Below are 23,460 nucleotides of genomic sequence, written 5' to 3'. Positions count from 1 at the left end.
AAAATATGAGTCCTTTAACGAGAAATATGTTGCGCGATATTAAGAAATCCAAAGGACGATTTATCGCCATTATTTTGATTATCATGTTAGGTGTCTTGATTTTCGTTGGTGTCAAAGCTGCCGGTCCGAGTTTGAATGATTCGTTGGACAAAACAGTTTCCGACAAGAATTTATCTGACATTCAAATGTTGTCAACAACTGGCTTTTCAGAAACCGACTTGAAGTTAGCTCGAAAAGTTCCAGGGGCTCAAGTTGAAGCTACAAAATTCAAGTATGTTATTGGTGGTAAAAGTAAAGTGGCCGTTGCGCTCTATGGCTATGATGAAACTGCCAAGCAGAATCAATTGATCATGCGTAGTGGACGTTTGCCTGAGCATAATAATGAGGTTGTTTTGGATAAGAATGCTAAATCCAAGTATGGCTATAAATTGGGACAGCAGTTCCATTTTGCTAATGATTCTGGGTTAAACCAAAAGTCATACAAGATAGTTGGGTTTGCTGATTCGCCACAATATATTGATAACCAGTCACGTGGCTCAACCAATATCGCGGATGGACAAGTGCAATTATTTGCGTATATTCCGGAAAATCAACTGGATATGTCTGTAGCAACAATGCTGAATTTACATTTTAATTCTTTGAAGGATAAAAATACGTTCAGCGATGCCTATAAAGACGCAGTTGATAAAAAATTAACAATACTAAAGAAGAAGTTTAAAAATCGCAAGTATCAACGGACAACTGAAGTTACAGCCGACTATTTAACTCAATTCGACCAGCAACAAGCACAGTTGGACCAGTTACGTGCAATGGATCCGCAAGCTGCCAGTCAACAACAAGTACAGTTGAATGCTGCGAAAGCAAAGGTTTTAAAGAAAGCTAAGACGAGTTATACATGGCAAACGAGAAATGATATGCCCGGCTTTTCAGCATATGGTGAGAGTTCAGATCGAATCGCTGCCATTGCCAACGTCTTTCCAGTGTTCTTCTTCCTAATCGCTGCTTTAATAACGTTCACAACAATTACTCGGATGGTTGAAGAGGCCAGAAGTGAAATCGGAACGTTCAAGGCATTCGGTTATACGAAGTGGGAAATTTCTAAAAACTACTATTACTATGCGATCTCTGCCGGAGTAATCGGAGCCATTTTAGGAGCGTTGATTGGAAATGAGAGCTTGCCAAGAATTGTTCTAGCGCTCTATAAGCAATATATTGCCCTCGATTGGGTGGTTAGTTTGCAGTGGTGGGTCATTCTCATTGCCATGATTTTCTCGCTCTTGGCAACTTTGGGAGCGGCTGTAATCGTTATTAGAAAAGAATTAGTTGAAGGCCCAGCGGCTCTAATGCGTCCGAAAGCTCCTAAATCTGCTAAGAAGATTTTGATGGAGCGAATCAAGCCACTCTGGAATCACTTGAGTTTCAATAGCAAAGTCAGTTATCGGAATTTGTTCCGATTCAAGTCACGAATGTTTATGACAATTATCGGTATTGCCGGTGGTACAGCTCTGATTTTGACAGGATTCGGAATTCAAAATTCTATTGGAGCAAGTGGAAACCGTCAATATAGTGAGATTTTTGATTATCAAGCGGTTGTGAAGCTGAATGACGATGCTAATTTGATGAAAGTTAAACAAGTTTTAAATGATAATGGGCAGTATCAAAGTAGTACAGCTATTAATTCGACGACTGCCAAGTTGAAAGCTAATGGAGAACAAGTTAACGATGTAAATATTTATACGCCAACATCAATAAATAAATTCGATAAATTTGTTCATTTGGGGACTAGTTTAAATAAACATGACGTAATTTTATCAAAGAAGACAGCTCAACTGTTGGATGTTAAAAAAGGCGATAAACTAAACGTTGCGGCAACTGGTGGCAAGAAAGTTACTGTCAAAGTCGGCGCCATAACGGAAAACTTTATCGGACATTTTCTCTACTTGAGTCCAGAAGTTTATCAAGATAAGTTTGGCGAATCGGCAACCGCAAATACTTTGTTGCTACATTTGAAGAACCAGACGAGTGGTCAACGAAAGCATTTGGCTAATAAGTTATTGGATTCTGGTGAAGTGATGGGCACTAGTTATACGCATGATGTTTTGAGTACCGTTTCAAAAATGTCATCATCATTGAAACCAATCGTTTTGATTTTTATCTTATTATCAGGAGTTTTGTCGTTCGTTGTGCTATATAATTTAACCAACATCAACGTTTCGGAAAGAATTAGAGAGTTGTCGACTATCAAAGTTTTAGGATTTTATAACAATGAAGTGACGATGTATATTGTCAGAGAAAATATTATTTTGACGATATTTGGGATTATCGTTGGTTACGGAGTCGGTAATTTATTGACAGCTTATATCCTTAATCAAGCTGCGACCTAATTGGTGATTTTCCCACTGACAATCAGCTGGATTGGCTACTTAGTTGCAACTTTATTGATGATAATTTTCACAGCTATTGTTATGCTTGTAACGCATAAGAAATTGCAACATATTGACATGATTGGTGCACTAAAATCGAATGAATGATTGAGGGTAGTATTATGAGTCTAGAGAACGATAAAGTTCTGATAATTGGTGGTACTTCAGGTTTTGGTAAAGAAGTTGCCATTATGGCTAAGCACAAAAAAGCTGATGTTTATGTCATTGGCCGTGATCAAGAACGTGTGAATCAATTAAGATATGAGGAAAACATTCAAGGTAGTTCATTAGATGCACAAAATAAGGAACAGTTGAACCATTTCTTTGATAAATATGGCTCATTTGACCACATTGTATCGATGCTCGGTGGCGCTATGGGCGGTGGATTTTTGGATAGTCCCATGGCAGAAATTCGTGAAGCAATTGAGGATAAATTCTTCGCCAATTTACAGTTAGTTCAAATCGCAAGCAAACATTTACGTAATAAAGGCTCAATTATTTTGACATCTGGTTCCGGTGGTCATCCTTATGACGCTTCAGGAGCAATTATCGGTAATCAAGCCATTAATACGATGGTTGAAGGGACAGCCGTTGAATTAGCTCCAGATCACAGAATCAATGCCGTATCGCCAACCTGGACCCCAACTGGATTGTGGCGTGATATGAATTCCAAACAATTGGCTCAACAAAAAGATAATGTGGCTGAAAATGTGCCGTTAGGTCGTGTGGCAAGAATCGATGAAGTTGCCTCCGCTTATATTTATTTGATGGAAAACGACTTTATCACTGGTCAAGTCTTGAGAGTTGACGGTGGAGTTGACCTCTAAGAGGTGTTACACTTAAAGCCAACTTTAAGTAGAGGTGAAAAATAATGCCAGTAGAAATTGAAAAAAGATACCGTATTGGTGACTTTTCCGAATTGGTCGGATTGAATAGCCCAACACTTCGTTATTACGAAAAAGAAGGACTGATCAAACCACACCGGACTGATAATGGAGTCCGTTATTATACTGATATGGATGCTAGATGGGTCCGTTTCTTGTTACATTTGAAGAGTACGGGGATGACAATCGAGCAGTTGAAACTTTATGTTAAATTGCGTGCTGAAGGCGATTCAACGATTAATCAACGAATCGAATTGCTTGAGGAAGTTCGTAAAAACTTTGAAGTCGAATTTCAACAATTACAAGATAGTTGGACTATTCTGAATGATAAGTTGGATTGGTACAAGGGTAAAATGGGCGGTCATATCGAAGATAGTGAACAGTTTTCTGAATACTTGGAAAGCTTGAATCACGGGTATTTGCAGGATAGATGATAGCCGTCAGAGGTTGCGAGGGATTGAGCCTGCTGTGGGATCGGCTCGAGCCAAAGAGCGGTCTCGACCCTCGATTTTGAGCTTCGCAGAGTACGCGAATCTCAAAATACGTCCTGTGGTGTAAGACCGGAAGTTCACCGGCCTAACGCCACTTCCACTGCTGACTCAATCCCTCGCAACCTCTGACTAATGTATTGGTTTGTTTGAAATTGAATCTTAAAAATATTAATAGTATAAAAAATAATCGCTTACTTTATGGAAAAGTAGACGATTATTTTTTTTGAATTAATACAATCAAAAAAGCATAATTCATTTCTTCCATGTCAGTTACGTTTGAAGTTGATTCAATCAAAGGATTCTAAAATATAATTTAAGACTGAGCCGGAGGGTGCCAGAGATTTTCACCAGCAGTGAAGGTGTCGTTATGGCTTTAGCCATTACAACACAGGACGATTTTGAGACGTGGTTTTCGGCTCAAAATCGAGATTCGAGACCGTACTTTGGCTCGGATCGGTCCTCACAGCAGGCGAAAAATCTCTGGCACCCGGAGGCGGCATATTTAAATAAAATTCAGATTGTCCTTGACTTAAAGTTAACTTTAAGTAGTTTAATAGAAATCATCAAGGAGGAATTGATTATGGCAAAACAAACAGCAGGACATGACCTATTAGGAGATTTTGCTCCACAATTTGCTGAATTAAATGATGATGTATTATTCGGAGAAGTTTGGAGTAAAGAGTCTGAACTTTCTGCGCATGATCGTTCTCTAATCACAATCGCAAGTATTATTTCAGCAGGTAACCTTGAACAATTAGATGCACATTTAAAAATTGGTAAGAAAAACGGTATTACTAAAGAAGAAATCGTTGCAGAAATTACTCATTTATCATTTTACGCAGGTTGGCCTAAGGCATGGTCTGCATTTAACAGAGCTAAAGAAATTTGGAAGGATGAAAAATAATTATGGCAAAAAATGAAGAATTAAAGACAGACGGAGTTTTTCTCGTTGGTGACAAAAATGATGCATATGCACAATACTTTATCGGACAAAGCTACCTCAAAGGTTTAGTAAGTCCTGAAGACAATATCGACTTTGGTGTTGGTAACGTTACATTTGAACCGGGATGTCGTAACGATTGGCACATTCACCATGATGGTTTCCAAATTCTTTTGGTTACAGGTGGCGAAGGTTGGTATCAAGAGTGGGGCAAATCAGCTCAATTATTGAAGCAAGGTGACGTTGTCGTTATTAAAGAGGGCGTTAAGCATTGGCACGGTGCAACTAAGGACAGTTGGTTCAGTCATGTTGCAATTACTAAAGGTACAACAGAATGGCTTGAGAAAGTTACTGATGCTGAATATAACAAATTATAAGAGGTAAAAATGGTAGAAAAAGTTTTAATCTTGGGAGCTGCTAGTCAAATTGGTCGATATTTGATTCCTGATTTATTGGAACAGACAGATGCTAAATTAACCTTGTTTGCCCGTAATGGTAATCGTCGTTTGAAAAATTTCCAAGATAAAGCAGGAATTATTGATGGCGACTGGACTAATACTGAAGAATTGGTAGCAGCTTTAGAAGGTCAAGGTATCGTTTATTTGGCCACAGTTCCCAATACATCAGTATCGAAGAAAATCGTTGCTGCAATGAAACAGGCTGGTGTTAAACGATTAATTGTAGCCGGTGGACTTGGTATTTTTGATGAAGTTGCTGGAAAGTTTGGTGAATGGAATGCACGGATGATTGGCGATTATACAGCCATCAAGGAAGCATCATTTGCATTGTGTGATCCAGATTTAGATGTAACATTTTTACGAATGACTTGGTTGTATGACCAAGATAATAATACGAAATATGAAATTGTTCCTGAAGGTCAGCCCTATAAAGGGACACAGGTTACTCGTCAGGCAGTAGCACAATTGATTACAGATATTGTTAAAAAGCCATCGCTTTACGGTCAACAAAATATCGGTGTAGTTGAGCCCAACACTGAGTGGGACAAACCGTCATTTTACTAAAATAGTGAGTTTGTTTTAGTTGTTTAAAAAATAAACTGATATTTGAAATTTTAGCAAGTGATAAATTCAATATTTTGATATTTAATAATTGTTAAAATTAACTGTGAATTTCCGAAAATATAACTTATATCACAAAATTATAGACCGAGAAAATGGTCTATTTTTTTTACGCTTTTTTTACATTAAATAGATTATATATATACATCCCGTCTCCATACTATAGCTAATGACTTATTTGGAGGGATTAGATAATGTCTACAGTATTAACGAATATTACTAAGAATTACGATTCAGAGAAAGCGGTCTTGAGTGATGTCAACGCCGAAATCCAAACCGGGGAATTCTTTGTAATCGTTGGCCCATCAGGTTGTGGTAAGAGTACTTTACTACGAATGATTGCTGGTCTAACACCAATCAGTGATGGGGAAATTCGTATCAACGATAAAGTTGTCAACGGATTGCCACCTAAGGATCGTAACTTAACAATGGTTTTCCAAAGTTATGCACTTTTCCCATTTTTGAATGTTTGGGATAACGTAGCTTTTGGTTTGAAAGCTAGAAAGAGTACATCTCAAGCTGAAATTGAAACTCGTGTTAATGATGCTTTGAAAATGGTTAACCTTGAAACTCTAAAGGATAGAAAACCTCGTGAACTTTCTGGTGGTCAAAGACAACGTGTTGCTTTAGCCCGTGCCGTTGCCAGTGATGCCAAGATTTGTTTGATGGATGAACCACTATCTAACTTGGATGCTCAATTGAGAATCAAGATGCGCCAAGAAATTTATGCACTCCAAAGAAAACTTGGTTTAACACTGATTTATGTTACCCATGATCAAGTTGAAGCTATGACTATGGCTGATCACATCATGGTTTTACATGATTCTAAAGTTCAACAAATTGGTACACCAGCTGAAATCTACAAATACCCAGCTAACGAATTCGTTGCCAGTTTCTTCGGAGTTCCACCAATCAACATTTTGCCTGCTGTGAAAGTTTCAAATGGAAAAGTAAATGTTAACAATGATTTTGAAGTTAATATCGATCAACAAGTACCAACTGATAACTTCAAAATTGGTATTAGACCTAACGAATTGGTGATTGAACAAACAGATGAATTGCATGCTAATGCTTCTGTTAAATCAATTGAATTCTTAGGTGATGAAAAGATTGTTTATGCCAAGATGAGTAACAATGATTTGGAAGTAGCAGCTGTTGTTGCCAGTGATGCTGATTTCAAAGCTTATGACACAATCAAAGTTTCTGCTTCTGACAATGTTCTATTATTCAATGGCGATGGTGTAAATATCACTAGAAACGCGGAGGATGTAGTCAATGCTTAAGACTTCAACAACTGACGCTGTTCCAGAAAAAAAGGTTAAAGCCACACAACGTCACAGTTTTCGTTTGAATGCGAATGACAAATATTATGCATCTATCTTTTTAGGTCCTTCATTATTAGTTTTAGGATTATTCGTTTTCTATCCAATGCTTAAGACACTTTATATCAGTCTCTTTTTAACTAATACACTTGGTAAAACGACTGTCTATGTGGGATTAGGTAATTATGTAAATCTAATTTCTTCACCGGATTTTATTTCTAGTATGTTTGTTACGTTATTTTATGTTTTTGCGGTAACTTTCTTTACCGTAGCGCTCGGATTACTACTAGCTAACTTAGCAAGTCAAAAGTTACCAGGGATTGCCATTTTTAGAACACTTTATTCAGTTACAATGGGTGTTTCAGTAGCTGTCGCAGCTATTTTCTGGCTCTTCATTTTTAATCCATCAACTGGTTTCTTTGCTCTAATGAGTAGCATGTTTAACTTACCAGTCATGAACTGGTTAACTAATCCAACTAGTGCCATGTGGGCTGTTATTATCACAACCGTTTGGATGAATCTTGGATTTACTTTCTTAATTTTATTGGGTGCTATTCAATCAGTTCCAAATACTTTGTATGAAGCCGCCGACGTTGAAGGTGCTTCATCAAACTTCCAATTTTTCCACATTACTGTTCCAATGATCTCACCAACATTGTTCTTCGTTTCCACAATCACTATCATCGGTTCATTTAAGAGTTTCGGTCTAATCGATATGATTACTAAGGGTGGTCCTACAAATGCCACTAACATGCTAGTTTACCGAATTTATAAAGATGCCTTTTACAGTGGAAATTATTCTAAATCTAGTGCAGAAGCAATCATTTTGACAGTTATTATTGCCTTCTTCACATTGCTTCAATTCAAATTCCTTGAGAAGAAGGTGAACTACTAATGCAAAGTCTTGATGAAAGTGCTGTTCTAAAACGTGTTTTCAGTTATATCTTGATGATCTTATTAGCTTTGATTATCTTGGGACCATTCTTTATTGGTATTTGGACTAGTTTCTTGCCAACAATGGATATTGCCAAAGGTAATATGTTCAGTACCAATGTTTCACTTGATAATTATGTAGCCGCCTTTACGAGAACACCGATTTTACGTTATCTCGGTAATACAGTTGTTATTGCTACAGTTACCATGCTTGCACAATTACTCTTCTGTTCAATGAGTGCGTATGCTTTCGTATTTCTCAAGTTCAGATTTAGAAAGACATTCTTCACATTGTTCTTAGTTACAATGATGTTGCCTTTTGAAGCAGAAATCATCCCTAACTTTGCCACAATCAAGCAAATGGGATTATTGGATCACTTCGGAGCCTTGATTATTCCATTCTTAACTTCAGCGTTTGGTACATTCATGCTTCGTCAATCATTCATGCAAACACCAGCCGAATTGAAAGAAGCCTCAGATATTGAAGGCTTGAATCATTTCCAATTTTACTGGAAAATTGTTTTGCCATATAACAAGATCAGTATGATTACGCTTGGTGCATACAGTTTCTTGGGTGCCTGGAATCAATACCTCTGGCCAATGTTGACAACCTTTAGTAATAACTCACGTGTTATTCAAAATGGTTTGAAGCAATTGAAGTCAGAAGAAACTTTCAATGACTGGGGAATGATTCAAGCCAGTGCGGCTATCATTGTTATTCCAACAATTATTGTGCTCTTCGTCGGTCAACATTACTTCAAGTCGGGTATGAACGAGGGGGCAGTTAAATAATGTCGAAATTTAAAAAATTAACAATCCCGTTGATTTTAGTTTTAGGAGTTGTTTTAGTTGCCTTGTTTGGTAAATCTCTTTCAGCTAAATCTGCGGTTAAAGATAATCGGACACAAGTTGTTTTCTGGCACGAAATGGGTGGACCTTCTGAACAAGCTTTGTATAAAGTTGTTGATGGTTTCAACAAGTCACAAAACAAGTATCGCGTTGTTCCTAAGTACCAAGGATCTTATGATGAAGCGATTCAAAAGATTCTGCAAACACATAACACAAGTACATCACCAGCAGTTTTCCAAGCATTTGATATTTCAACTGCTCAAATGTTACACAGTGGTTATACAACACCAGTTCAAAACTTCATTGATGAAGACAAATACGATGTAAGTAAGATTTCTGCCGTTGCTAGAGCTTTCTACGCCAATGGTGGTAAGCAACAAGCTATGCCATTCAATACTTCACAGCCAGTGTTGTATTTCAATGCCTCTCTATTAGAGAAATACGGAATTACACCACCACCAGTTTCACCTTCATACAGTGACATTACTCGTGTTGCCAAAGAATTGTACGAGAAGTCAGGTCACAAAGTTAAAGGTATGACTGTTCAAGTTTATGGTTGGTTCCTAGAACAAGCTTTAGCTAATGCCAACAGACAATTAGCAAACAACAACGATGGTCACACTGGTAACCCAACGAAGGTTAATATTAATAATCCAGATACAGTTGAATTCTTGAACTGGATCAAGGAAAATATTAAAGCCAGCGACTTTATCGATTATGGTTCAGGTGCCAGTGCCGGCGCTAACCAAACTGCCGGTTTCCTTTCTGACAAGGTTGGAATTTTCATCCAATCTTCAGCAAGTATCGGTCAATTGAGCAAGAGCAATAAGAACAAATTAGGTATCACATACTTCCCACATCCCGATGGCAAAAAAGCTAACGGTGTTTCTATTGGTGGGGCAGCCCTTTGGATTTCAAATGACAAGCCTAAGGACGTTCAACGTGGAGCCTTCGAATTTATCAAGTATACTTTGAAGCCAGAAGTTCAAGCTCAATGGCAAAAGTCTACTGGTTACTTAGCTCTTAACAAAGATTCACAAAAGACTGATATCTTAAAGGACTTATATGCCAAGAGTCCTGAATCAAAAGTACCAGGAGAACAATTAGCTAATGCCAAAGCTAACTTCTCGAATTCCGGTATTTTGATGGAAGGTATGCAATTGACACGTCAATTAGAAGAAGTTGCCATGGAGACAGTTTATAATGGCGGTGATATTAAGACTGCTTTAAATACAGCTGATAAGAATATCAACGATAATTTAACTACTCTGAATAAGGCGAACGGCTTTAAATAAACGTTTTCGTCTTTTTGAATTGGTCAATGTTGTAAGTTTTCGTCCGCTTTAATTAAAATGGTCAAAAAACTTTTAAAAACAAAAAAATCATTCCTCCTAATTATCGGAAGAATGATTTTTTTGATAGTGCCTTAAATTGAATAGGTTGGGCGGCAATGCTTGTAAGAAGGTAATACCTAAGATTAGCAATGCTCCCGCTAATTCGGCAGCGCTGACGTGTGTTTTTAACACTGTTACAGCTAGAAATGTTGCTGTTAGTGGCTCGAACGCACTTAACATTCCGGTTGTTGCTGGTGTTAGATAGTTGAGACTTTGTAGATAGAATAGATATGAAAACATTGTTCCACCGGTAACGATGAAAATAATACAGATCCAAGCTGTTGGTGTCATTGCTGGCACGTGGGTCAAGTTGGCGAATGGTGCGAAGACGATGCCGCCTAATAACATTGACCAGCCGGTGACAATTCTCGCATCGAAACGTTTTAATAATTCTCTTGGCAATAATGTATATGATGCCTGACTGATACCAGCTCCAACTCCCCATAAAACGGCCGCAGGTGACAACATTAGCTGATTAATGTGTCCGTGTGTCACTAAGAGAAAAGTCCCTAGAAGGGCTAAGAAAATGGATATTACGTCAATTCTTCTTGGCAGTTGTAGTTTTCTCAATGAGATGTATAAGATGATGAATAATGGCCCTAAAAATTGTAAAACAGTGGCGGTTGGCGCATTGCCATATTTAATCGCCATAAAGTATGTGTATTGTGCCGGTAACATCCCCAAAAGTCCAAATGCCAACAGTTGCACGACATAGCGTGGTTTCTTTAAGATGGCGAATAATTCTTTAGAATCAACGAAGTAACACCAGATAACTAGCATTAAACCGGCGAAAATCAAGCGAATACCCACGATCCACTGTGTTGGGATGTTTTCTTGTGTAAATAAATATTGGGCGATACTGCCAGAAAATCCCCAGAGTACGGGACCAGCAATCGCGTAAAAGAACCCCTTTTGTTTGTCTGTCATAAAAATCTCCCCTAAGACATGTTAAATATCATGCTAACACTGATGATATCTCTCAAGCAAAGAAATATTTAGTACTGTATAATTCGTTTTATATAGGAGGAACGCTTATGCTCAAAATCCAAGATATTAGTAAGAATTTCGGATCATTGCAAGCTTTAAATGATGTCTCATTTGATGTAGCTGACGGCCAAATTATGGGATTAATTGGCCAAAATGGTGCCGGAAAATCGACTACTTTTCACAGTATTTTGAACTTTCTCAACTATTCCGGAACAATCACGTGGAATGGGCAACCGATAACTGAGTCAGTCTTTGATGAGATTGGTTATTTGCCCGAAGAACGTAGTTTGATGCCCAAATTAACGATTGAACAACAGATTATTTATTTGGCACGACTCAAAGATAAATCGGCCAAAGAGATTCGCCCCCAAATTGATACGTGGCTACAACGATTTGCGGTTAAGGGGAATAAGAAAGATAGAATTAAGGATTTATCAAAAGGGAATCAGCAGAAAGTTCAATTAATTTGTACCCTAATTCATAAACCTAAGCTGATAATTTTGGATGAGCCTTTTAGTGGACTAGATCCGGTCAACGCCGACCTTTTGAAACAAGCCATCTTAACTGCCAAAGAGCAGGGAGCAGCCATTATTTTCTCCAGTCACGATATGGAAAACGTTGAGGAATTGTGTGACAAATTGGTTATGTTGCGTAATGGACGGGCTATTTTATATGGAACTGTTCGTGAAGTTCGCCAATCATTTGGTAAAACCAGAATTTTAGTGACGACGGATTGGACGAAAGAACAATTAGAAAACTTGCCACATGTCATCAAAGTTGAACGGCACGAGGAGAAACGTTTCGTCTTAGATTTAGATGATGAAACAGCCGGTGAAGAGATTTTTGATAAGTTGACTCAAGGTAAATATATCGAAGAATTCAGTCAGCAGCCACCAACTTTGGATGAAATTTTCCGTTTGAAAGCAGGTGAAAAAGATGAATAAACTTTGGATTGTTACGATGGAAACATTTCTACGTCAAATCAAGTCGTGGAGTTTCGTACTATTAATTTTAGGACCATTCTTGATGTTTGGGATTTCCATTGGTGCCGGTTATATGGGTGCTCAAAGTAACCAAGGTGCCGATAAGATTGCAGTTATCAGTACTCAGCCACAGTTGCGCAACAGTTTTATCAAGAGTAATAAAGACGATGTCAATAAATCAGTTACTGATAAAAAGACAGCTACTAAGAAAATGAATCATAACAAATTAGCTGGATATTTGGAATTAGAGATAGTTTCTGGCAAGGTCAGTGCCCATTATACAGGGACAACCTCACTAGGAACGGGTACGAAGTCTCGTATTAATAATTATTTAATGCAGACACAGCAACAATTAAATCTTGCCAATGCCAAATTAACCACTGGCCAAATTAAAACTTTACAGCAACAACCGGTATTGAAAGAATCAATCAAGAAGAGCGCTGGAACGGCAAATATAGCTAAGCAACTTTCATTCTGGATCACAGTTGTTATGGTTTATATAATTTTAATTACCTATACAACCATTACCGCTCAAGAAATTGCTTCTGAAAAAGGGACTAAGATTATGGAAATTATTTTTTCCAGCACAACAGCCGTGAAATATTTCTTGGGAAAAATCTTTGGAGTGATGTTAGTGATTTTGACACAAGTTTTGATTTATCTATTAGGCGGATGGGGAGCGTATGTCTTTGCCCAAAACTCGTCCCTAACCAAGCCGTTTATGCATGAGTATCAATCGTTGATAACATCAGTTTTGAAAAATTTATTAAGTGTCAATCTGATTTATTTGTTGCTAGGCGTAGTAATTTATACAATTTTGGCCGCATTTTCCGGAGCATTGGTAGCCAAAGCAGAAGATGCCTCGAAAGCTGCTCAACCAGTTATTATGTTGAATCTAGCAGCGTTCTTCATCACTTTCCCATTCCAAAATAACCTCGATTCGATGGTAGTAAAAGTACTTTCGTATATTCCATTTTTCTCAACATATTTCATGCCGTTAAGAATAATCAACAACGACGCATCAACATTAGAGATTGTCTTGTCGATTGTGATTTTAGCGTTGAGTATCGTTCTTTTAGCAGGATACATTGGAAAAATCTATCAAGGATTGATGTTACAAACAGACGATTCAAGTTTCTGGAAGAGATTTAAAAGAGGAGTTTCATATACTAAATAGAAGATTGGTTTTAATTAGTCTTTTATTCCTAAAGTTAGACATAAACTAGCCGGAGGATACCAGAGAATGTACCTGCGTAGCTGGAACAATCATCTGGCATCCGGAGGTGGCAATAAAAATAAATACCATTATATTTGCATATTAAATTGCATTTATAGTGGTATTTTTTATACAAAATGTATATGAAAGCGTTTTGCTTGCAGGTATACTCCACGTATAGAGGAAAGGGGTATTAAATATATGTCTGCAAAACAGAATCAACATGGGGGTTTCAGAAGTAGTCAAAAGCTGTTTTTACTCGGCGTGACTACTTTTAGTGCAATGCTAGTTTTCATCAGTTCGCCAACCACAGTTCACGCTGATGAAACGGATGCGACAGTTTCCACAAGTACGAACGATACTGATACGGCAACAGCTCCAACTGATCCTAGCGCCAAAGAAACAGATTCGACTGCAACAGACAATACTAGTGATACCAATAAGGTGAGTGCTTATTATGAAGTTCAGGCATCCTCCGATATTGCGACCGAACAAGCGCCAACGAAAGCAGTCGCAACTAAATCAACTAAGGCGGTGACGACAACAATCGGCAATTCAGTTGAAGATACACAGACTTATCAAGAGATTCAGAAGACTACAGACACGATGAACGCCAACCAAGTCAACGTTGACCAAGCATATTTTGGACTGGCTGGAGACAAAGTGGTCGATCAACAGTTGGCAAATATGGACGCAACGACAGCGGCTAAGTTGAACGACGACGGTTATTTGATTAAGAGTGGCGTAGTTAATAGTAAGAAAACTTTGGTCGTTCAAGGAAAAGATGCTACCGGATTATTTTATGGCATCAATCATTTGAATAATCTAATCGCTAAAAAATCCGATTTATCTAAAATTAACATTTCCGAATCGCCCCAGATGTCAATTCGTGGTGTGATTGAAGGATTTTATGGCGAACCTTGGTCACAACAAGCTCGTAAGGATTTGTTTAAATTCATGGGTGATCACAAAATGAATGTTTACATCTATTCACCTAAAGATGATGACTACTTGCGGAAGAATTGGAAAGAACTTTATCCACAAGATAAACTCGACCAGATTAAAGATTTAATTTATGCGGCTAAGAAGAATCATGTGCAATTCGTTTATACATTATCACCTGGTAATGACATTACATATTCTAGTAAGGAAGACTTCGACAAGACAGCCGCCAAGCTAAATCAATTGAAGTCAATCGGCGTGACCCAATTTTACATTGCTTTAGATGATATTCCTTTGGGGATGACAGATGCCGATGCCGCAATTTTTAAAAATCATCCGACAACTAACTATCCCAATAATCCATGGTCAGGTTTGGCTGATGCTCAAGCCTTTTACGTGAACAAGGTCCAAAGAGATTACGTTAAGAAAAATAATTTACCAGACCTCTGGTTAGTGCCAACTAATTACAACGGTTCCAAGCGAGATCCATTCAAAGAAGCTCAAGGTGAGGCTTTGGACAAAAACATTCGTGTGCAATGGACAGGTGAAGGCGTCTTTTCAGGTGATATCACGAATGAGTCAGTTGAAAAAGCTAAAGAGACATATCATACGGACCACATTTTTATTTGGGATAATTTTCCAGTAAACGATTCAGATCAAGAACGTTTGTATCTCAATCCGGTCAGAAGTAGAAGTAAAAAGCTTTATCAAATCATGGATGGGTTCACAAGTAATCCAATGGTTCAACCATATGCTTCGTGGATTGGCTTATCTAGTTATGGTGACTACATGTGGAACGCTGACAAATATAATCCGGACGCAAATCTACAAGACACGATTCGAGAACTAGCTGGTGGCGATCCAGAAGTAGTTGTTGCTATGCAGCAGTTTGTTGACTTGAATCAATATTGGAATTATGCGACTGAAGAAGACCAAGTACATGCGCCAATCTTATCAAACTTTGTGAATAAATTTGAACAAGCAGACTACGGTACGGCAGCTTATCAAGAGGCCAAGAAGGATTTGTTGGATCGTTTGGATATCATTAGTAACATGCCAACGACATTGCAGAAGATGAAAACAAGTGGTTTTTATAATGACTCGTTGCCATGGATCAATGCCGCTAGTCACTGGGGGAAAGCGATGATTGCAAGCGTGGAAATCATGGATGCAATCAAGAGTAATCAGACTGACAAGTTGAGTGCTAGTTTCAGTACTCTCAATGAACAAGTTAAATTAGCCAATGAGAAATCTTTGCCAGACAATCGGACTGGAAAGCCTGACTTAGTGCTGACACCAACAGTTGGGGATGGCGTGTTTGAAAGTTTTGTTGCTAAAGCTAATCAAGCAGTCGATGGATATTTGGGAACGAAGACTTTAGTTACAGGCACAGCTCAATTGGCAAGTACGGCTACAACCAATATTCCACAAAATGGCGATTACGCTCCAGGCAATATGAACGACAATGACCTTAATACGAAATTCTGGAGTAATCGCAGTATCAAAACAGGCGACACAGTCACTGTGGATTTGAAGGAAAGCCAAGAAATCCAAAGAATCAATCTACATCAAGGTATTTCAGATGATGCAACATCAGGTGATATTTTTAAAGCGGCCACAATCTATGCTGGAAATTCAGCTGACGGTAGCGATAAATTTGCTATTGGGGAAGTGACACCGACTGGAAATTATCAATTAGATTTGAACCAACCAATCAAAGCCAGATATATCTTTATCACAGCCACAAGCGATTCAGACAATTGGCTCCAAATTAGAAATATTTCTGTTTTCGGTAAGACGGGCTTGAGTATCAACAATATTCAAGCAACTGATAATTCGAGTTCCAAGGGGATGTTTGATGGAACCGTCAAGACAGCATTCACCGGGATGCTAACTGACAGTCAAACAACCGGAACAATTGAACAGACCTTCGAATCGACCGATGCTAAAACAATTTACCTAGCAGGTAAGGTTAGTGGGACTATCTATGTCCATCAAAATAATAAATGGCAAGAATTAGGTCGAGTTGAGGATAACCAGTCATTAACCAAGTTAAAAATAGAAGGTGGGTCGATTGATGGCATTAAGCTAGTAATTGATAGTAATACATCTGAGTTTGTAATAAATGAGTTTGGGTTGAGTAGTAAATAGGAATTTCTAGCGGAACAAGAATCGAATAAGATAACCCAAAAAAGCCAACTTACAATTGAAGCTGGCTTTTTTGACGTAATATATAACAGAGACAAAGAGCCGGACGTCTTTTGAGACGTGGTTTTCGGCTCAAAAGCGAGGCTCGAGACCGCCCTTTGGCTCGAACCGGTCCTCACAGCAGGCGAAAAATCACTGTCAACCGTAGGCGGAAACAAAAAGACAACCTAGTTTTCACCAGATTGTCCAAAATTTTCATTATTTAAAAGAATAGTCCGTAAAGTTTAACGGCACAAACGGCACCAAGTATTGGAGCAACAACTGGTACCCAACTGTACTTCCATTGGGAAGAACCCTTTGGATTTAAAGGTAATAATGCATGCAAGATACGAGGACCAAGATCACGAGCAGGGTTCAAAGCGGGACCTGTAGGACCACCGAATGAAACGACCAAACACATAACCAAGAATCCAAGTCCGATAAAGTCGGCACGAGGGTCGATATGATCAGAAGTTAATGCTACGGCACCGAATACCAAGATAAAGGTACCGATAAATTCGTTAATGAAACCATTCATACGACTGTTTTCAGCATCGATTGTTGAGAAAGTACCAAGAATACTTTCAACATTCTCTGTTTGATTGTAATAAGGCTTGTAGGCAGCAACAATCATCAATTGACCAAAGATGGCACCTAAGAATTGGGCAATTAGATATGGACCAACTTCGGCCCATGGAAATTCACCATTGAAAGCCAAAGCTAAAGTCATAGCTGGATTGATTTGACCACCTGAGATAGGACCGAACATCATGGCTGGAATCATAACACCGATACCATAACCGAATCCGATCAAAATCCACCCACCGTGGAAACCTTTCGTTCCTTTTAATTCAACGTTGGCAACTGAACCATTACCGAGGGCAACCATGATAGCTGTTCCGATAAATTCAGCGATACAACGTACTAACAATGTATAATGCATAATTAATACTACCCCTAAATTTAATTGATTTGTCCCATCATGACCTATACTATTAAGCAAAACACGAATATTAAAATTCACTCAGAAATGGGTTAAATCGTATAAATTCGTAATAATTTGTCTTTTATGAGTGAATATTTTCTAAAATTCACGTAAAAAAATTGCTCCACCAATAAGGGGCAATCTTCACTAACATAAATAGTAAAATAAATCAAATAATGAGCAACGTGTAATATTGTATCATACATTCCGAATATTTTTTGGCATTTTCAGAAAAATCGACAAGTTTTTGCTTTTGGTTTTTTCCGCCTACGGGTGAGATGGATGAAGTCCGCTGTGGGACCGGCTCGAGCCAGAATGCGGTCTCGACCCTCGGTTTTGAACTTCGAGAAAGGCACTCGAATTTCAAAACACGTCCTGTGCTGTAAGAACGGGAAAAGCACCCGTCCTAACACCACTGCCACTGCAGGACTTCATCCATCTCACCCGTAGACTAGTTTATTTATGGACTGGAGTGTATTTTGTCTTGCGGGTCTCACTTAAGATTGAGTAGAGTTCATTTAGTATATAGACACATAATCAAAATCTTAATGAAATTATTTATAATTATAGGAAATAAATTAGGCGGAAGGGATGAGCATATTCACCCGCTGTGGGTGTGGCGTTAGAGCTTTAGCTCTTACACCACCGGGCGTGTTTGGAGACTTACCGAATTTTGGTAAGGCTTCAAACCGAGATTCGAGACCGTACTTTGGCTCGAATCGGTCCGCATAGCAGGTGAATATGCTCATCCCTGGAGTTTTTCAAAAAAATGGCATTACTTTACTTGGAATTTAACTATCAAAAGATATAATTGAGTTATTATTCCGGTGACAAGAGTTAGTCTCTTTCAATCTTTGGATAATTAATCCTAAAAACGAGGTAGAAAAATGAAGGTTCTTAGTTTAGTTAATTTAACAAAGAAACAAACAGAGAAGATTCAATCAATCTCTGGTATTGATTTAAAAGTGGTATCTCCTAAAAAGGTTACCCCTGAAGATCTTGATGGAGTCGAAGTTTTATATGACTGGTCAAATACTTTGAAAGATGCCGTTTTGAAGAGCGATACTTTGAATTGGATTCAAGTTGTTCGTGCAGGTGTCGACGCTTTGCCTTTGCGTGAATTGAATGAAAAGGGTGTTATTTTAACTAACGGATCCGGTGCCAATGCTATCAATATTGCGGAACAAACTTTGGCCTACATGTTGATGTTCATGCGCCGAATGAATTTGACCGCTAGACATCAAGATGCCCGTGAGTGGAAACAAGATGATGGTTATGATGAAGTTTATAACAAGACTGTCATGATTGTTGGCGTGGGCCACATTGGAAAATTGATTGCTCAATATGCCAAAGCTTTGGGAATGAAGACAATCGGTGTCAGAAGAACTGACCAAGATACTGAATATATTGACGAAATGATTCCTATGTCAGAAATGAAATCTAGAATCAATGAAGTTCACTTTGTCGTCAACGCTTTGCCAGATACCGAAGAAACTATTGGCATGTTTGATGAAGAATTGTTCAAAGCTATGTCTAAGAAAGCTTATTACATCAATATCGGCCGTGGAAAAACAACGAATATGGACGATTTGATTGCAGCTTTACAGAATGAAGAAATTGCCGGAGCCGGTTTGGATGTTACAACTCCAGAACCATTGCCAAGCGACAATCCATTGTGGGATATGAAAAATGTCATCATAACACCACACGATGCTGGCAACAGTGTTCACTATGAAGAAAGAGCCTTCGATATTTTCAAACGCAACTTGAAGTCATACGTGGAAAATGGCGAAGTCGTTGTTAATGAAGTAAATTATTCAACAGGTTATTAGTTGAGTGTGCTGCTGAGGGCAAGAAGGGTAAAGGCCACACCAGCGGACTTTATCCTTCACATCCTTTGGCTAGTTGGTTGAGGTTCCTGTATATGTTCGATATATTAAATGGATAATTAAATGTGAGTTCTTAGTAAATGTTAATTCATTTGCTAGGAACTTTTTTTTGTCAATAAAGTTTAGTAGGAAAATATGTTGGTTTATTCGGATATATCTCGAATGATAAAGATATCAGCTATGTACCAAGGAAGATAAATACTGTCGAGTGCACCTTGTTTTACAAGATAAGGTAATGGATTTACACTAAAAATAAAGATTAGAAGTTATTATAAGAAAATACCTTATGGACTTGATCTTCCCAGTAATGATGTGTACCAGATAATAATGTTACTCAAATATTTCGGAAAGAAATGATAATATGACCTTAACGGATAAAGACATAGATCTATTAGACGAAGTTATCGCTGAAGATAACGCTCTTAAATCAAAGGCGTACGGTGCCGAGGTGCCACAGCATTCGAAAGAAGAAATAGAACAAATGAGTAGATGGTTTACTGAAATAAGAAAATCCAGTCAACCATTATCAGTTGAAGAGTTAAAGAGGATTAAGTAAGCACTCAATAATTAGGTTGAGTGCTTTTCTTGTATTTAAATAAAATGAAAACTAACTTTTAAGAAAGTTAAGGATATTAATAGGTGCAGAAATTGTTGTTGGTATAAATGGTTAGGCTTAGGTCTATATGGAATTAATATTATTTGGCATATTTTACCAAGACAACGTTTTCAAAAATAAATAGTGTTGAGAATTAACCCAGATGTATTAAAATTAAAGTAGATACGTGAAAGGAAAAATAATGTCATCTGGTGATTGTTTTATAGGATTCATGCTTGTTTTCTTGTTTTGGTTATTATTATTGATTTTGGAAATAATTTTAAACATGAGAAACACGATTATAGAATTATCTTTCTTTTCTGATGAAAAACTAAATACTTTAGATAGTGATCTAAATAAAAGATTCGGTGTTCGTTTTCAGGCTCCATTTGAATTGTTGGAGTTTTTGATAGTTGGATATATTGTTTATGTACTATTAACGGATTTACGCTTCCAAGGAATTCAGTTGGATGCTGGTTCGTTAAATCAAATCATGTTCTTCTTTGCGATTGTCACAGCAGTGATGGTCGGGGATATGTTGTTGATTGCTAAAGATTTACATATTTATAAGTTCATTAAGAATTACGTGGCACAATCTTAGAGAGTGGAGCAGGCCCGGGAATTTCCGAGCATTTTCGTATTATTGTGAATTGCACGCTGTTTTTGCGGGCGATTTACAATAATATGAAAAGCGGAAGAAATTGGCCTGCGGAACTCGTTTTAAATTAGAGAGTGAAACAAGAGCGGTTAGCTCCCGAGCATTTGCATGACTTCACGAATTATCCGCGTACTTTGCGGATGATTTGGGAAGTTAGGCAAAGCGGAAGGAGTTGCCCTTGTGTAACTCGTTTTAGAGCCACTGCCTATATCAAAAAAATAACTGTATCAATCGCGAATGATTGTTACAGTTCTTTTTGACTATAAATTATTATTCATCATCTTCAGGATGCTCTTTAAGCCAACTATCAACGTCCTTTTGGCTCTCAAGGTGTTCAACAGGTATATCTTTAATAGATTCTGCTAAATTTTTCTCGGCTACTTCTCTTGATGTAGAGTTAATTTTCTTTTCCATTCGAATCATATCCCTCAAAATTAGTTTATTTTCGATAATTGGAGCATCGTAATTATCCACAAAGAAGTTACGATCAATGTTAACAACTCGAAAGCCACATTTCTGATAAAGATAAAGCTGTGCAAAACTTGTGCTACCTGTGCCAATTTCAATTGTGTGATACTGTCTTTTTTGAGCCCAATCAATGGCAAAACAAACTAACTTTTCGCCTAAACCGTGATTTTGAACCGACTCATCCACAGAAATATTCACAATTTCCACTGTTTCCGGTCTGGTATCAAGCATTAACAGCACACCTAATAACTCATCATTGTGCACAAGTTCAAATTGGTAAGCCCGGTCAAGATAACTATCTACAATTTCTCGAGACGGATCAGCAGCTAAGAAAAGTTGGTAATGTTTAGAAGTGATTTTTGCAATTGGTTGAATTTTGAAATTATTCTCTGATTTGTCCATCGCCTTGTACCAAGTATTTCGTAGTAGTTAATTCGTTGGCGCCCATAGGACCTCTGGCGTGAAGCTTTTGGGTACTGATACCAATTTCAGCTCCGAAACCAAATTGTTGGCCATCGGTGAAACGAGTTGAAGCATTTGTGTAAACCACCGCAGCGTCGATTTGTTTCATGAATTGGCGACTGGCTGAATAGTTTTCGGTGATGATTGATTCACTGTGTTTTGTATTGTATTTGTTGATGTGTTTGATAGCGTCATCGATGCCGTCCACAATTTTAATAGCAATGATGTAATCGTCGTATTCGGTGCCCCAATCTTCATCAGTAGCAGGCACAATGTCAGGAACGATTGCTTTAGCTAGAGTATCGCCACGGACTTCAACGTTATTGGCGCGCAAGGCACTGTAAAGTTTTGGTAAAAATTGATTGGCAATATCCTTGTGAAGGACAACTTTTTCAGCCGCATTGCAGACGGAAGGGCGTTGGACTTTGGCATTGATAATAATCTTTAAAGCCTTTTCCAAATCAGCGCCTTTGTCAACGTAAATATGGCAGTTTCCGGCACCAGTTTCGATAATTGGTACCTTAGCTTTGTTGACAACCATCTTGATAAATTTACCGCTACCACGAGGAATCAAAACGTCGATGTAGTCAGTTAATTCCATCATCTTCTGAGCTGTTTCATGGCTGACATCGTCAATCAATTGGACAGCATCAGGCGTGATACCGGAATCTTTCAGAGCTGAACGAAGCGTTTCTGACAAAATAATATTGGAATTGATGGCTTCTTTACCACCACGCAAAATTACAGCGTTACCAGCTTTAAAACAAAGTCCAGCAGCATCGACAGTCACGTTAGGGCGGGCTTCATAAATCATGCCAATGACACCCAAAGGCACACGTTCTTGAGTAATATCGAGACCAGTCACAGTTTCCCAACCACGCTCAATTTTTCCAATAGGGTCAGGTAAATCCATTACTTGACGCAAACCGTCAGACATATCGTTGATACGATCCGGCGTTAATAAAAGACGATCAATCATCGCTTCTTTAATACCATTTTTCTTGGCGTTAGCAATATCTTCCTTGTTAGCATCAATAATTTTTTTAGTGTTGAGTACCAAAGCATTGGCCATGTTTAATAAGGCATTATTTTTCTTTTGAGTACCAAGTTGGCCTAATTCAAAAGCTGCACTTTGGGCATTTTGACCCATTTTTTCTAGATCTGTCATGATTTTTCACTCCTAAAACTGTTTTGTATTGAAGGATGCCGCCTGCGGGTGCCGGTGAAATGGTAGTTCACGGTGAGGACCGGCTCGAGCCAAAAGGCGGTCTCGAACTTCGATTTGAATCCTTGCCATAGTTCGGCAAGTATCCAAATTCGCCCTGTGGTGTAACGGCTAAAGCCGTAACGCCACCTCCACCGCGTACTACCATCCACCGGCACCCTCCGGCTAGGTTATTCGTATATAGTTTTGTCATCAGAATGATGACGATAGGTAAATGTATTAATTGCGAAAGTATTCCAATTATGAAATGTTATCCGCTTTCAATATTTAGATATGTATCTCTAGTATACACAAAAAAGCACTCATCACCATTACGAGTGCTACAAATAGGAAGAGGTTTTGAATCCAAGGAATTTGAATCAATTCATATCAAATTAAAGTAAAACCAAACTCAATTATAAAAAAGCGGGTTTGTCTTTTAAAAAGTTAATCTAGTCTCCGTGTGTGAGGAATCTGCCAGCAGTGAAGATATGGTGTAAGGGCGTAAGCCCTTATACCATAGGACGACTTTTGAGACTTGCCGAACTTGCAGGGCTCAAAAGCGAGGC

The 23,460-nt window shown here is 38.2% G+C and carries 19 protein-coding genes and 1 pseudogene; 16 read left to right on the top strand and 4 right to left on the bottom strand.

From position 1 onward, the window contains the following. Positions 1–5: 5 nt before the first annotated feature. The 10 genes and pseudogenes from JP39_RS09985 (at position 6) to JP39_RS09940 (ending at position 10,216) form a co-directional block, all read left to right on the top strand. Positions 6–2,531, top strand: a pseudogene (locus tag JP39_RS09985) (FtsX-like permease family protein). Between the two features lie 14 nt (positions 2,532–2,545). Next, complete coding sequence (locus JP39_RS09980; protein ID WP_082330690.1) at positions 2,546–3,250, top strand: SDR family oxidoreductase; 705 nt, start codon at positions 2,546–2,548, stop codon at positions 3,248–3,250. Positions 3,251–3,294: 44 nt separating this feature from the next. Continuing rightward, positions 3,295–3,741, top strand: coding sequence for a MerR family transcriptional regulator (locus tag JP39_RS09975; protein ID WP_041501219.1), 447 nt, complete (start codon positions 3,295–3,297; stop codon positions 3,739–3,741). A gap of 637 nt (positions 3,742–4,378) precedes the next feature. Continuing rightward, positions 4,379–4,702, top strand: coding sequence for a carboxymuconolactone decarboxylase family protein (locus JP39_RS09970; protein WP_041501259.1), 324 nt, complete (start codon positions 4,379–4,381; stop codon positions 4,700–4,702). Positions 4,703–4,704: 2 nt separating this feature from the next. Further along, a complete protein-coding gene (locus JP39_RS09965; protein ID WP_041501220.1) occupies positions 4,705–5,115 on the top strand; it encodes a cupin domain-containing protein in 411 nt (136 codons plus the stop codon). A gap of 9 nt (positions 5,116–5,124) precedes the next feature. Then, entirely contained in the window at positions 5,125–5,760 is a 636-nt protein-coding gene (locus JP39_RS09960; protein ID WP_041501221.1) for an NAD(P)H-binding protein, read from the top strand. 251 nt (positions 5,761–6,011) lie between these two features. Then, on the top strand, positions 6,012–7,100 hold the full coding sequence (locus JP39_RS09955) for an ABC transporter ATP-binding protein (protein WP_041501222.1): 1,089 nt from the start codon (positions 6,012–6,014) through the stop codon (positions 7,098–7,100). Next, entirely contained in the window at positions 7,093–8,034 is a 942-nt protein-coding gene (locus JP39_RS09950; RefSeq protein WP_041501223.1) for a carbohydrate ABC transporter permease, read from the top strand. The genes JP39_RS09955 and JP39_RS09950 overlap by 8 nt, the downstream gene beginning before the upstream one ends. Further along, positions 8,034–8,864, top strand: a complete 831-nt coding sequence (locus JP39_RS09945; protein ID WP_041501224.1) for a carbohydrate ABC transporter permease — start codon at positions 8,034–8,036, stop codon at positions 8,862–8,864. Before JP39_RS09950 ends, JP39_RS09945 begins: the two co-directional genes overlap by 1 nt. After that, entirely contained in the window at positions 8,864–10,216 is a 1,353-nt protein-coding gene (locus JP39_RS09940) for an ABC transporter substrate-binding protein (protein ID WP_041501225.1), read from the top strand. Before JP39_RS09945 ends, JP39_RS09940 begins: the two co-directional genes overlap by 1 nt. 96 nt (positions 10,217–10,312) lie before the next feature. On the opposite strand, the gene JP39_RS09935 is transcribed toward JP39_RS09940, so the two are convergent. Then, positions 10,313–11,242, bottom strand: a complete 930-nt coding sequence (locus JP39_RS09935; RefSeq protein WP_041501226.1) for a DMT family transporter — start codon at positions 11,240–11,242, stop codon at positions 10,313–10,315. A gap of 107 nt (positions 11,243–11,349) precedes the next feature. Between JP39_RS09935 and JP39_RS09930 the strand changes: the two genes are divergently transcribed. From JP39_RS09930 to JP39_RS09920, 3 genes are all read left to right on the top strand, one after another. After that, positions 11,350–12,246, top strand: coding sequence for an ABC transporter ATP-binding protein (locus JP39_RS09930; protein ID WP_041501227.1), 897 nt, complete (start codon positions 11,350–11,352; stop codon positions 12,244–12,246). Next, positions 12,239–13,462, top strand: a complete 1,224-nt coding sequence (locus JP39_RS09925; RefSeq protein WP_041501228.1) for an ABC transporter permease — start codon at positions 12,239–12,241, stop codon at positions 13,460–13,462. The genes JP39_RS09930 and JP39_RS09925 overlap by 8 nt, the downstream gene beginning before the upstream one ends. Positions 13,463–13,702: 240 nt before the next feature. Then, positions 13,703–16,594 carry a glycoside hydrolase family 84 protein gene (locus JP39_RS09920; RefSeq protein ID WP_053085058.1) on the top strand — a complete coding sequence of 964 codons (2,892 nt, stop codon included), beginning with the start codon at positions 13,703–13,705 and terminating at the stop codon, positions 16,592–16,594. Between the two features lie 259 nt (positions 16,595–16,853). Here the strand turns inward: JP39_RS09920 and JP39_RS09915 are convergent, their stop codons facing one another. Continuing rightward, positions 16,854–17,573 carry an MIP/aquaporin family protein gene (locus tag JP39_RS09915; RefSeq protein WP_041501229.1) on the bottom strand — a complete coding sequence of 240 codons (720 nt, stop codon included), beginning with the start codon at positions 17,571–17,573 and terminating at the stop codon, positions 16,854–16,856. A gap of 929 nt (positions 17,574–18,502) precedes the next feature. On the opposite strand from JP39_RS09915, the gene JP39_RS09910 reads away from it, so the two are divergent. The 3 genes from JP39_RS09910 to JP39_RS09900 all read left to right on the top strand — a co-directional run bounded on the left by JP39_RS09910 (position 18,503) and on the right by JP39_RS09900 (position 20,700). Then, on the top strand, positions 18,503–19,447 hold the full coding sequence (locus JP39_RS09910; protein WP_041501230.1) for a D-2-hydroxyacid dehydrogenase: 945 nt from the start codon (positions 18,503–18,505) through the stop codon (positions 19,445–19,447). A gap of 418 nt (positions 19,448–19,865) precedes the next feature. Then, entirely contained in the window at positions 19,866–20,060 is a 195-nt protein-coding gene (locus JP39_RS09905; RefSeq protein WP_041501231.1) for a hypothetical protein, read from the top strand. Positions 20,061–20,385: 325 nt separating this feature from the next. Then, positions 20,386–20,700 (top strand): hypothetical protein, encoded by a 315-nt coding sequence (locus JP39_RS09900; RefSeq protein WP_137619739.1) that lies wholly within the window; start codon positions 20,386–20,388, stop codon positions 20,698–20,700. Positions 20,701–21,027: 327 nt separating this feature from the next. On the opposite strand, the gene JP39_RS09895 is transcribed toward JP39_RS09900, so the two are convergent. Continuing rightward, positions 21,028–21,627, bottom strand: coding sequence for a GNAT family N-acetyltransferase (locus JP39_RS09895; RefSeq protein ID WP_082330689.1), 600 nt, complete (start codon positions 21,625–21,627; stop codon positions 21,028–21,030). Continuing rightward, positions 21,608–22,855, bottom strand: a complete 1,248-nt coding sequence (locus JP39_RS09890; protein ID WP_041501233.1) for a glutamate-5-semialdehyde dehydrogenase — start codon at positions 22,853–22,855, stop codon at positions 21,608–21,610. The genes JP39_RS09895 and JP39_RS09890 overlap by 20 nt, the downstream gene beginning before the upstream one ends. Positions 22,856–23,460: the final 605 nt, after the last annotated feature.

Source organism: Companilactobacillus heilongjiangensis, from assembly GCF_000831645.3.
GTDB lineage: Bacteria > Bacillota > Bacilli > Lactobacillales > Lactobacillaceae > Companilactobacillus > Companilactobacillus heilongjiangensis.
Note: the sequence above shows the minus strand (reverse complement) of the source record. Positions and strands in the feature narration are given on the sequence as shown.